We start from the raw sequence: 12,941 nt of genomic DNA, 5'->3' as shown, positions 1-12,941 counted from the left end.
ACCCGCACAAGAAACGAGACGCCACCCCCATGACTGCCGCGACCACCACGACAGCCGACACCTTCCGCCCGGTCATGCACTACGCCGCCCGGAACACCTGGCTCAATGACCCCAACGGCCTGATTTTCCATGACGGCGTCTACCACCTCTACTACCAGAACAATCCGCTGGATAACGTCTGGGGAAACATGTCATGGGGCCACGCCACTTCCCCGGACCTGGTCACCTGGACCGAGCACTCCGTCGCCATCGCCTGCGATGAGCACGAGGACATCTTCTCCGGAAGCATCGTTTTTGACCGGGACAACACCAGCGGACTGGGCACCGACTCGGCCCCGCCCCTGGTCGCCGTCTACACCAGCGCCTTCAAGTCCGGCTCCGCGCATGAGGGGCTTCAGGCCCAGTCGCTCGCCTTCAGCCTCGACGGAGGCTACACCTGGACGAAACACGCTGGGAACCCGGTACTGAACCGCGGATCGGCCGAGTTCCGTGACCCCAAGGTCATCAGGTACGACGGCGGCGCAGGCAGTTACTGGGTCATGGTTGCCGTGGAAGCCACGGACTTCCAAATTGTGCTCTATAAGTCCCCTGACTTGAAAAGCTGGGAGCCTCTGAGCACCTTCGGCCCGGCCAACGCCACCGGGGGTGTCTGGGAATGCCCGGACCTGTTTCCCCTGCCCCTCGACGGCGATCCGGAAAACCTCCAGTGGGTCCTCACCGTCAACCTCAACCCTGGTGGCCCCAACGCTGGCTCCGCCGGGCAGTATTTCGTCGGAGACTTCGACGGAACCACCTTCACCTCGGCCACCACCGTCACCGAGGGCCCCCAGGACCCCGAGCGGCTGGGCGAGTACCAGTGGCTGGATTGGGGCCGGGACTACTACGCCGCCGTCTCGTTCAGCGACACCCCCGACAACCGCCGCCTCATGATCGCCTGGATGAACAACTGGGAATACGCCAACCAGATCCCCACCTCACCCTGGCGCAGCCCCATGACCCTGGCCCGCGAAATATCCCTCCACACCATCGACGGAAGACCCCGCCTCATCCAACAGCCTGCCGGGGACTTCGCCGCGGTTCCCAGTGCCGGCCCGTCATTCACGCTGGAAAGTGCGGAACTCTCCGATTGCACGCGCGTCCTTGACGGGGCGGCCGGCGCCGTCCAGCGGATCGATCTGACCTTCACACCCGGAAGCGCGGAGGACTTCGGGCTGATCGTCCGCGCCAACGGTGCCCACGGAACACGCATTGGCATCCGGCCGGCACATGGCACGCTCCATGTCGACCGTCGGACATCCGGAAACACCAGCTTCCACGAATCCTTCCCCTCCATCGACACCGCCCCCATCAGGGCGATCGAGGGTTCCTACCGGCTCACCATCTTCGTGGACCGCTGCTCCCTCGAAGTCTTCGCCGAGGAAGGCCAGGTCACCATGACGGAACTGATCTTCCCCGCACCGTCGAGCACCGACGTCGCCATCTACGCCCTCGGCGGTACTGCCACCGTCGAAAGCCTGGACATCACCCAATACGCGTAAACCCAGCTGAAGGCATCCGATGCACGGCCCGGATGCCTTCAGCCCGGAGGCAGCTGGCCTGAAACGTGTCAAGCTGTTCAATTACAGTAGGCCCATGAAGACTCTCCGTGTTTTTGTGCCCACACCCCTGCCCGAGGAACTGTGCGAGCTCATTGAGCGGACCGAGCCTCGAGTGGAGATGGTCCGCGACCAGGCGCTGCTCCCGCCCCAGGGCCATCCCGGCGACCACCGGGGCGACGAAAGCTTCACGCGCACCGCGGAAGAGCAGGTCCGGTTCGAGAAGCTGATCGACTCTGCAGACGCGCTGTACGGCGTACCGGACCAGTCGCCATCGCAGCTCAAGCGCACGGTTGAGGCGAACCGACGGCTGCTGTGGGTCCACACCACTCCTGCTGGAGGCGGCGGCCAGGTGCGCGCTGCCGGCCTGAGCCAGGAGCAACTGGAGCGGATCGCCTTCACAACGTCGGGCGGCGTCCACGCGCAGCCCCTCGCCGAGTTCGCAGTATTTGGTGTCCTGGCCGGGATGAAGGATCTTGCCAGGCTCCAGAACGATCAACGGAACCGGACCTGGGGTGAGCGCCGCACTCTCAGCCAAATGTCCTCCGCCACTGTCCTTGTGGTGGGCCTTGGGGGCATCGGCAGGGCCGTGGCGGGAAAGCTGGCGGCCCTGGGTGCGCGGGTCATCGGCGCCCACCGCAGGCAGGTCGATGTGCCGGGGGTTGAGCTGATCCTCCCCATGGAAGAGCTTGCTCAGGCCGTAGCCGGGGCGGACGCTATCGTTCTCTGCCTTCCAAGCACGACGGCGACACACCGGGTTGTCAGCCGAACGGTGCTGGAAAGTGTCAAGCCGGGAGCCACGCTCGTCAATGTGGGCAGGGGAACCACCGTGGATGAGCCAGCCCTGGTTGAGGCCCTTGCTGAAGGCAGGATCGGTTTCGCCGCCCTCGATGTCTTCGACACCGAGCCGCTTCCGGCGGACAGCCCGCTATGGGAAATGCCGAACGTCCTCGTCAGCCCGCACGCCGCGGCAATCAACGACAATGAGGAGCGGCTCATCGCCGAGTTATTCGCCACGAATGCGACACGGCTTCTGGACGGCGAGCCCCTCCGGAACCGGGTCAACACCGTCGAGTTCTACTAAGCCATGGCCTCAAGGGTAGGGATCCGGGAAGTCGCAGCGCTCGCGCAGGTGGCGCAAGGCACTGTTTCGCACTTCATCAACCATCCGGACAAAGTGTCCGTGGAAAAGCGTGAGCGCATCCAGCGCGCCATCGACGAACTGGGCTTTGTGCGCAATGACGCTGCATCGCAGCTCCGCCGTGGCAGCAGTGCAACTATCGCCTACATTGCCCCGGACATCAGCAACCCCTTCTTCGCCACTATTGCCGAGGGCGTGGAGCAGCGTGCCGCAGCCGACGGACTTTCGGTCTTCCTGGCCAACTCCAACAGGAGCCGGGAGCGGGAAGACGCCTATCTGGAAATGTTCCAGGCTCACCGCGTCCGGGGGCTGCTGGTGGCATCGCATGGTCCTATCGAGGACCGCCTGGCCCACATCCGCAGGCTTGGCACTCCCAGCGTCCTCGTGGGGCAGCGTGCGCTGGCCAGCGAACAGCCGTCCGTGTCAGTGGACGACGAGTTGGGCGGATATTTGGCAGCCAGGCACCTCATCGAGCAGTCGGCCCGGCGCATCGCGTTCGTCGGAGGGCCTCTGGGAGTGCCGCAGATCTCGGACCGGATCGAGGGTGCCAGCCGGGCGGTGCGCGAATGCGTCGATGCCACCCTTGAGGTGATCAACGTCGGTAGCCGGACCCTTGCCGTGGGTCGGGAGGTGGCAGCTGAGATCGCCAAGCGATCCCCGGAGCGCCGGCCCGAGGCGATTTTCGCCGCCAACGACCTCCTGGCCCTGGGCCTGATGCACGGACTCGTGGTGGATAACGGGCTGGGCATACCGGCCGACACCCTCCTGGTCGGGTATGACGATATCGAGTTCGCGGAAGCCTCGGTGATCCCTTTGACGTCGGTCAGGGCTCCCCACGAGGAGTTCGGCATCGCGGCGGTAGATCTCCTGCAAGCGGCCATTGCCAAGGACACCGAATCTGCCAAACAGATTGTCTTTAAGCCGAAACTGATGGTCCGGGCCTCCACCCTCGCCTGAGGCTGCTACATCGCGGAGGCTTCCTGGACCAGCAGGGGAACGCGGTCGACGGCGGCTGCCGCACTTTCGAAGTGATGCGCACCGCTCCCGATCTCCACGGCGTCGCACCCGGGAAGCTGCACTGTCGCCGTCGCACCCGTGGGCACCGTGACCTCCACACGCAGGCTCCCGCCGTCGATCTTCCAGGCGATGGCCGCCCGCCCATACGGCGTCTCATGTTCCGCGGAAGCATGCTTGAGCCCGCCGCCAGGCTGCGGCTGGAAAACGATATGCCGGTAGCCCGGCGCTCCCGGCGCCAGCCCGGCCACCACGCGATGGAGCCAGTCGGCCACGGCTCCCAGGGCGTAATGGTTGAACGAGGTCATCTTGCCGGGGTTCACTGTGCCATCGGGCAACATGCTGTCCCAGCGTTCCCAGATCGTGGTGCCGCCCTGCATGACGGCGTACAGCCAGGAGGGCGCCTCTTCCTCAAGGAGGAGGCTGTAGGCGGAGTCTGCATGTCCGGTGACTGTGAGGGCATCGGAGACCAGCGGCGTACCCACGAAACCCGTGGCGATTCGGTGCCCGGCCTCCTCTACGAGTTCGGCGAGGCGGCGCCCCGCCGCCTCAATCCCGGCGTTGGGCAGCAGCTCAAACCCGATGGCCAGCGAGTAGGCAGTCTGGGCATCGCTGGTCATGGCTCCGTCAGGGCGGACATAGGCGGCCGCGAACGCGCGGCGGACATCCGCGGCCAGCCGGGCGAACCGTTCCTCGTCCTCGGACCGGCCCAGAACCGCTGCCATCCGGGCCATGCGATCCGCGGAGCGGGCGAAATACGCCGTGGCCACGAGGTAGCGGTCGGTGCGGGCATCGGCCGGATCATGCGGCGGGGCGGAGGGATCGAGCCAGTCGCCCAGCTGGAATCCTTCATTCCAGAGCCGGTCTGGCCCGGCAAGCCGCTCCACCAGTTCCACCCAGCGTTTCGCGCTGTCGTACTGCGCAACCAGGATCCCGGGATCGCCGAAACGTTCGTACAAAGTCCACGGCGTAAACGTCGCGACGTCACCCCAGGCCGCGCCGGGGCGAATGGGAGTCCACATCTTGTGCGCCGGAATGACCGGGACGTACCAGGGCACCGTTCCATCGGGAAGCTGTTCCGCGGCCACATCCTTCAACCAGCTGGAGAGCATGCCGGAGACGTCGTAGAGGTACGAAGCGGTCGGTGCAAACACCTGGATATCGCCGGTCCAGCCGACGCGTTCATCCCGCTGCGGGCAGTCGGTGGGGATGTCCAGGAAGTTTCCCCGCATGCTCCAGACCACGTTCTCATGGAGCCGGTTGACGCTCGCGTTCGAGGTCTCGAACCAGCCCGTGCGCTCGAGGTCGGTGTGGTAGACGCGGGCGATGACGTCGCCGCGGGCGACGGCAGCCTCGAGGTCGCCGGGCCAGCCGCTGACCTCCGCATACCTGAACCCATGGAAAGTGAACCGCGGCTCCCACTCCTCCAGTGGCCGTCCGGCCATGACGTATTCGTCGGTTGACTTCGCACTGCGCAGCGGCCGGGTATAGAGCTCCCCCTCCTGCAGCACCTCTGAGGTGCGGATGAGGACAGAGTTCCCCGCCTCGCCGGAGACCCGGATGCGGAGCCTGCCCACGAGGTTTTGGCCGAAATCGAGGACCTTCTTGCCGCTTGGTGTGGTCATAACCATCGCAGGGGCTACCTCCTGCGTGCATCTGACCGGGGGTCCCTCCGGAGCCACGAGCGTGCCGGGATCGCGGTGTGCTGCGACGACGCGGTGCCAGCCGGCGTCGTCGAATCCCGGCCGGGACCAGCCATCGAGCTCAAGCCGTGCGTCGTACAGCTCGCCGTCGTAGTTTCCGCTGCGCACGATCGGGCCGGGGGCCGCCCGCCAGGAGCCATCCGTGGCGATGACGTCCACCGAGCCGTCGCGGTACCGGACTTCGAGCTGGGCGAGCAGCGAGAGATCTGTGCCGTAGAGGTTCTGGAAACCGCCGTACCAGCCCAGCCGCCCCCGGTACCAGCCATCCCCAAGCCAGGATCCAATAGCGTTGGCGCCGGAGGCCATGTGCCCGGTGACGTCGTAGGTGTAGTACCGGAGCCGTCGGTTGTAGGTGGTCCAGCCGGGCGACATGGCGTCATCGCCCACCCGCCGGCCGTTGATTTCGACTTCGTAGAGCCCATGAGCGGTGACATAGAGGCGGGCGGAGGCGACGTCGTCGCGCACGGTGAACTCCCGACGCAGCAGTGGCGGGCGCCGTTCGTCCGACGCCGGATCCTCCTCCGAGCCGGCGCCGATGGCCATGGCCTTCCAGTCGCCGGGTTCCAGCAGCCCCGCTTCCACGGTGCCCGGTTCACTCCACTCCGAGCGGGTTCGGTCGGCGCCCGTGACACGGATCCTGACGGTTGCCTGCTCGCGGGAGCTGAGTGGCGGGGAGGGCCAGGGCTGCAGGACTGAACCGGTGGAGCCGAAGGATGGTGAGGTGTAAATGGCGCCTCCACGTTCCACCCGCACTTCGTAGGAGGCCTGCGTCCAGCCGGCCGCCGCCTGGGTTTTCCACGAGAGCCGCGGCGTGGCGACGCCGGTGCCGAGGGCCTGGCGGTGGTGTTCGAACGTTGGTGCACCAACGGTGATGCTCATAAATACTCCTGATGGGTGGGCCTCTCGGCCCGCGTCCGGATGTGCGGAAGCTGGGAGGTGGGGAATATGTGCCGTGTCCTGCCCATCATTCCGCAGTTCTTGACACGTTTCAAGAGTTTCGCTCTCAGACCCTTGTTTCGCTGGATTATCTGTTGATACGGTTCAATAACCGCCGTCCCGCATTCCGGAGCGCACAATCCCCACCTGAAAGGACCACCCCATGACGCACCCCTGCTACGCGGTGCTCGAGGTAGTACTGGCCGGACCGGACGAACCAGTTCCCGCGGATCGTGTGCCGTTCTGGACCGCCTTTGAGCACGAGTCCGGGGAGGTCAAGAGAGTGCCTGGATTCTGGGACGGCGCAAACCGCTACCTGGTGCGTTTCGCCCCGGAGCGGGAAGGAAGCTGGACCTGGAGCACACGTTCGGAGGCCGCCGGACTTTCCGGAATGACGGGCACTATCACCGTAACGGCCCCGGCACCCGCGGAGCACGGGCCGGTCAGGGTGGCCGGCACGTTCCATTTCTCCCACGCAGACGGCACTCCGTTCCGCCCGGTCGGGGCCACCGTGTACAACTGGCTTCACCAGCCCGAGGATCGGTTCGCGGCGACGGTCGACTCACTGGCTGCGGCCGGTTTCAACAAACTGCGCTTTATGGTCTTTCCGCAGGCGGGCGGCTATGTGGAACATTTCCCTGAGCTGCTGCCGTTTGAACGCGGCGCCGACGGCCGCCACGACGTGACCCGCCCGGTGGTGGCCTTCTTCCAGCGTCTGGATGCCGCCGTCGTCCTTCTGCAATCCCGGGGGATCCAGGCCGACGTGCTGATCTACAACGCCTATGACAATGGCCGCTTCGGACTCGACGGACTGACTGAAGCCGAGGATGCCCTGTACCTGCGCTACCTCGTCGCGCGGCTCTCCGCCTACTCCAACGTGTGGTGGTCGCTTTGCAACGAGTTCGACATCCTCGACCGTCCCACGGCGAGATGGGATGCGGCCGGGGAACTGCTCGCAGCCACCGATCCCCACGGCCATCTGCGGTCCATCCATAACTGGATGCGCTTCTATGACTACAACCAGCCGTGGGTCACCCACGCCTCGCTCCAACTCGGACAAGCGACCGAGGACTTCGGTCGCGCTTCGCTGTTCCGTGACGCCTACCGCAAGCCGGTGGTGCTCGACGAAATCAAGTACGAGGGCGACGTCCCCGAGCGGTGGGGGCAACTCACGGCCCGGGAACTGGTGCACCAGTTCTGGATCAGCGCCGTGTCGGGCTGCTATGCCTCCCACGGCGAGAGCTTCGTGCTCGACGACGGCAGCCTCCATATCGTTGAGGGCGGCCTTCTGCGCGGGAAGAGTCCGGAACGGCTCGGTTTCCTGCGGAAGTTGCTGGACGAGGTGGACGGAGACGGCCTGGATCCCATCGACAACTGGTGGGATGCGGCGTTCGTCGCCGGCATTCCCCGGCGAGAGTACTTCCAGTATCTTGGCCGCTCAGCTCCAGCATCGTGGACGTTCCGGCTGCCGAATACGGGCATGGGAATCCAGCTGGAGGTGGGTGACCGCTTCGAGGTTGACGTGATCGACACCTGGAACATGACCATCAAGCCGGCAGGCCGGATCTTTGAGCTGACGGACGTCCAGCGAAATGATGCGTTCGCCGCGGACTCGGAACCGGTCCAGCTGCCTGAAGGCGAGGCGCTCGCGCTGCGCGTCCGCCGGGTCCCGCAACCTGCCGTTGCGGACTGAAAGGGACTGCAGATGCGCCGATATTGGGAGGACTTCCCCCCGGGGTCCGGTCGCCGCGAACCCCGCGCGGATACGGTCAGCGACGCACGCCGCCTGAGCCTGAACGGAAGCTGGCGGTTCAAACTGTCGCCGACGGCGTTGGGCACCGGCGACGGATTTATCAAGCCCGGGTACGACGACACCGGCTGGGACACCATCCGCGTTCCCTCCCACTGGGTCCTGGAATCGGTCACACCCCTGGCCGGCGGACCCGCCCGGTCGCTGCGCGGCACGGACGAGGGCCCGCTGTACACCAACACTGCACTGCCCATGCCCCTTGACCCGCCGCGGGTCCCCACCGAAAACCCCACCGGCGACTACCGGCTGGTCTTCGACATGGCCGAGGACTGGGGCCGGGCCGTGCTTCGGTTCCAGGGAGTGGACTCCTGTGCGAAGGTTTGGCTTAACGGCGTGGAGCTTGGCTTTTCCACCGGAAGCCGTTTGCCTTTCGAGTTCGACGCCCCCGTGCTTCCGGGCGAGAACGTACTCGCCGTGCGTGTCCATCGCTGGTCCTCAGGCACCTACCTTGAGGACCAGGACATGTGGTGGCTGCCCGGCATCTTCCGGGACGTCGAGCTGATCGAACGGCCCGGCGGCGCGATTGAGGACTACTTTGTCCACGCCGGCTTCGACCACCGGACGGGGCAGGGCACGCTCCGGGTGGATGCCTCAGCCCCTGCCCGGGTGGAGATTACTGAACTGGGGATCAGCATGGCCGCTGGCGAATCCGCCACTGTGCCCGTGCAGCCGTGGAGTGCCGAATCGCCCCGGTTGTACCGGGGAACGCTCGCGTCGGAGGGCGAGACGGTTGAGTTGAGGATAGGATTCCGCACGGTTGCGATTGACGACGGCGTCCTCCGCGTCAACGGCAAGCCCGTGTTCTTCCGGGGAGTGAACCGCCACGAACACCATCCGGACACCGGGCGGACGCTCGACGGGGAAACGATGGTCCGCGACATCATGCTGATGAAGCAGCACAACATCAACGCGGTACGCACCAGCCACTATCCGCCGCACCCGGAGTTCATTAGGCTGTGCGACGAGTACGGCCTCTGGGTGGTGGAGGAGTCCGACCTGGAGACGCACGGCTTCATCTACGCCGGCTGGGAGGGCAACCCGCCGGCTGATCCCCGCTGGCTGCCGGCGATGCTCGACCGTACGCGCCGCATGGTGGAGCGGGATAAGAACAGCCCCAGCGTGGTGGCCTGGTCCCTGGCGAACGAAAGCTGGGCAGGCGGGAATTTCGACGCCGTGGAGGCCTGGATCCGTGACCGCGACCCGTCGCGTCCCCTCCATTACGAGCGCGACCCCAGCTACCGCAATTCAGACTTCGCATCGCTGATGTACCCGTCGCTGGAGCTCCTGGAGCAGATCGGCCGGCGCGAGGATCCCCGGCCTCAGGGAATTAACGACGACGACGATGCGCGCCGCCGCTCCCTGCCGTTCCTGCTGTGCGAATACGCCCACGCGATGGGCAACGGCCCCGGCTCACTGCTGGACTACCACCGCATCCTGAAGGCACACGAGCGGTTCTGCGGCGGTTTTGTCTGGGAATGGATTGACCACGGCTTCACGCACCGTGATACCGCTGGCCACGAATTCATCATGCACGGCTCGGACGTTGATTACCGCCCGAACGGGGGCCGCTACTGCCTGGACGGGCTGGTGTTTTCGGACCGGACGCCGTCGCCCGGCTTGGCCGAGCTGAAGAAGGTGCTCCAGCCTGTGGAGATCTCCGTCGGTGAGGCGATCTCGATCCGAAACGATTACGACACCATCGGGCTCCACCATCTCACGTTCACCTGGCGACTCGAACTGGATGGCGCCCCGCGCGGCACCGGCGTCCTGGACGTCCCGGCCGTCGCCGCAGGGGAAGGAGTCACGGTGCAGCGCCCGGTTGCCCCCGCTGAGGAACCCGGCGAGTGGTGGCTTACGGTCGAGGCGGCCCTAAAGGAAAGCACGGCGTGGGCTCCGGCCGGACACATCGTGGCTTGGTCCCAGGGGGCGTTGGCCATCCGTCCAAGGCCGCACGCGGTGGAGCCGGGGCGCGCGATGTTGGGCAGGCAGCCCGCGTTGCCCGGTGGCGAACTGCTGCTTGGCGACGCGGCGTTTGATGCGGTGACCGGACAGCTCACGCGGATCGGACAACTGAAGCTCGACGGCCCGCAACTCGACGTGTACCGGGCTCCCACCGAAAATGACCGCGGGCAGGGGGGCAACAATAACCTCGCGGCCGTATGGACCGCCGTCGGAATGGACCGGATGCAACACCGCACCGACCGGATCGAGGCCGACGGCGAACGCCTCCGGGTAGCTGGCCGCTGCGCCGCGGCCACCCACCCGCACGCCATTGAGTACCTTTTCGATTGGATCGGGGACGGCACCGGGCTCCGGCTGGAGGTTTCAGTGGATTTTGTGGGGCCTTGGGCAGATACGCCGTACCAGCAACGGGACATCGTCCTGCCACGGCTGGGACTCCGGCTTGGCCTGCCCGGCGCCTACCGCGAGGTGCGCTGGTTTGGGCGCGGACCGGGGGCGTCGTACGCCGATTCCCGGGAGGCGGCCGCCGTCGGGACGTTCGCGTCGAGTGTCGACGCCCTACAGGTGGGCTATCCGGTACCCCAGGAAAACGGCAACCACGTGGAAACGCGGTGGCTGGAGGCCTCAGGGGCCGGGCTGCCTACCCTGCGCGTTGAAGGGGACCCGCTGTTCGACTTCACGGCACGGCGGTGGACCAGCGAGGCGCTTGAGCGTGCCCGTCATCCCCATGACCTGGCCGATTCCGGCACGGTCTGGTTGAACGTTGACCAGGCACAGCTCGGCCTGGGATCCGCGGCGTGCGGGCCATCCATCCCCGGCCAATACCGGATTCCCCGCGAAGCGACCAGCTGGAGCGTGAGCTTCCAGGCGTAGGCTTAAGCTGGCACACGCCTGGAGCCCAGCGCAATGAAGGCAGCACTGCCTCAGCTGAACCGGAAGTTTGCCCGGTAGCTCGCACCGTCGGCCAGCTTGAAGGTCAGTTGCCGGCAGGTGTTTTTCCAGGCCTTGTTGGTCTTCCAGTTGTAGGCGTACTGGCCGGTGGCCGTGTCGTAGCTCAAGGTATTTGCACCGGGGGACAAAGCGGTCTCCTCAATCAGGTCCAACGGGGCGGAGGGATCACAGCCGATTTGCGCAGTCGTCGGGTAACCTGCTGCCAGGATGTCCAGGCCGCGGTCGCCGTCGAGGGAGAACCGAATCGGAACGACGCTGCCGGCCTTCGTGGCGTTGAGCGTTGGCAGCGCGTCCACAGGTGCAGCAAAGCCGCTGAATTGCCAGACCACCCGGTAGGACAACATCTTCACTGCCATGTTCCCGGCGGTGTCTGTCGCCGTAACCGTGAAACTCTTCTCACCTACCACCGATGTGTCGATTGCAGTGCCGCTGGCGACTGTACCTGTGCATGAGGCGAGCCCCGAGCCGGCGCTTTCATCAGCACAGGCGTAGGAGGCGTTCAGGACCGCCCCTTGGACCACCTCAGAACCGTCAATCGGAGAAGCTATCGTGATCGTGGGATCGGTCGTGTCGCTTGGTTCCGCGGCGGCAATGGCGATTGTGAGGCTCGGCGTGAGCGCGGCGGGGCTGATGCCGTTGGCGGCCCTGACGGTGAACGTGTATTCCCCGGCCGCCGCCGGTGTTCCCGAGAGGACACCTGAGGCCGTGTCCAGGGTAAGCCCCTCAGGAAGGGACCCTGCAAAAACGGTGAACCGCGGCGCCGGGTTACCCGATGCGGTGAAGGTATACGAGTATGCGGTCCCGATCGTGCCGGTGTCCGGGGGCGTGGCCGCAGTAAATACGGGGGCGGTCGCATTCACGTTGATGACCGATAAAGTATGGGAACTGTGGTTGGCGACGTAGGCTGTCAACCCGTCGGGTGTGAACGCAACACCGGTTGGAGAAAACCCGACCGGGATCGTGGAGGTCACCGTTCCCGAAGCCACAGTGATGACCGACACCGTGCGGGAAGCGGTGTTGGTGACGTAAGCAATCGATCCGTCCGGGGTGAACGTAACGCGGAACGGAGCTGTCCCAACCGGGATCGTGGACGTCACCGTGCGCGATGCGACATTGATGGCCGACACCGTTTCGGCATTGTTATTAGTGACGTAGGCTGTCGTTCCGTCCGGGGTAAATGCAACACCACGCGGATTCGCCCCGACCGGGATGGTGAAGGCCACGGTGCCCAAAGCCACAGTGATGACCGACACCGTGCTTGAAGCGTAGTTGGCCACGTAGGCTGTCGACCCGTCAGGGGTGAAAGCAACATCATACGGCTGCGCCCCCACCGGGACCGTGGAGATCACGGTGCCCGAAGCCACAGTGATGACCGATACCGTGCCGGAACTGAAGTTGGTGACGTAGGCTGTGGACCCGTCAGGGGTGAAAGCAACACCTAACGGAGTTATCCCGACAGAGATCGTTGAAGTTACGGTGCCCGAAGCCACATCGATGACCGACACCGAGCCGGAACCGGAGTTCGTGGCGTAGGCTGTGGACCCGTCAGGGGTGAAAGCAACACCGCGCGGTTGCGATCCCACGGCAATCGTGGAGGTCACGGTGGATGACGCCACATCGAGGACCGAGACCATATTGGCGGAGAGGTGGGTGACGTAGGCTGTCGACCCGTCCGGAGAGACTGCGACACTTAACGGCTGCGGCCCCACGGGGATCGTGGACGTCACCACGCCCATGGCAGTTGCCGGGACACTGCCGACCAGCAGGAGCATTGCCAGGATCATGCTGATGGCCGCGCATCGCCGGGGCAATCTTACAAGGAGCCGCAT

The 12,941-nt window shown here is 65.5% G+C and carries 7 protein-coding genes; 5 read left to right on the top strand and 2 right to left on the bottom strand.

Features of this window, described 5'->3' with window-relative positions:
• Positions 1-29: 29 nt before the first annotated feature.
• The 3 genes from ACFC25_RS08600 (at position 30) to ACFC25_RS08590 (ending at position 3,693) form a co-directional block, all read left to right on the top strand.
• Positions 30-1,538: a glycoside hydrolase family 32 protein gene (locus ACFC25_RS08600; protein ID WP_376044791.1), complete on the top strand. Its 1,509-nt coding sequence runs from the start codon at positions 30-32 to the stop codon at positions 1,536-1,538.
• 94 nt (positions 1,539-1,632) lie between these two features.
• Complete coding sequence (locus tag ACFC25_RS08595; protein WP_376044790.1) at positions 1,633-2,679, top strand: D-2-hydroxyacid dehydrogenase; 1,047 nt, start codon at positions 1,633-1,635, stop codon at positions 2,677-2,679.
• Positions 2,680-2,682: 3 nt separating this feature from the next.
• Positions 2,683-3,693 (top strand): LacI family DNA-binding transcriptional regulator, encoded by a 1,011-nt coding sequence (locus ACFC25_RS08590; protein WP_376044789.1) that lies wholly within the window; start codon positions 2,683-2,685, stop codon positions 3,691-3,693.
• 5 nt (positions 3,694-3,698) lie between these two features.
• Here the strand turns inward: ACFC25_RS08590 and ACFC25_RS08585 are convergent, their stop codons facing one another.
• A complete protein-coding gene (locus tag ACFC25_RS08585) occupies positions 3,699-6,332 on the bottom strand; it encodes a family 78 glycoside hydrolase catalytic domain (RefSeq protein ID WP_376044788.1) in 2,634 nt (877 codons plus the stop codon).
• A 220-nt stretch (positions 6,333-6,552) separates the two neighbouring features.
• Here ACFC25_RS08585 and ACFC25_RS08580 point away from each other — a divergent pair, with 220 nt between their 5' ends.
• Positions 6,553-8,082, top strand: coding sequence for a DUF4038 domain-containing protein (locus ACFC25_RS08580; RefSeq protein ID WP_376044787.1), 1,530 nt, complete (start codon positions 6,553-6,555; stop codon positions 8,080-8,082).
• Positions 8,083-8,094: 12 nt separating this feature from the next.
• Positions 8,095-11,034, top strand: coding sequence for a glycoside hydrolase family 2 TIM barrel-domain containing protein (locus ACFC25_RS08575; protein WP_376044786.1), 2,940 nt, complete (start codon positions 8,095-8,097; stop codon positions 11,032-11,034).
• Between the two features lie 50 nt (positions 11,035-11,084).
• On the opposite strand, the gene ACFC25_RS08570 is transcribed toward ACFC25_RS08575, so the two are convergent.
• Entirely contained in the window at positions 11,085-12,941 is a 1,857-nt protein-coding gene (locus ACFC25_RS08570) for a PxKF domain-containing protein (protein ID WP_376044785.1), read from the bottom strand.

Origin of the sequence: Pseudarthrobacter sp. NPDC055928 (genome assembly GCF_042270935.1) — a bacterium.
In the GTDB taxonomy this organism is placed as follows: domain Bacteria; phylum Actinomycetota; class Actinomycetes; order Actinomycetales; family Micrococcaceae; genus Arthrobacter.
The sequence above is the reverse complement of the archived record's forward strand: the minus strand, read 5'-3'. Positions and strand labels throughout refer to the sequence as shown.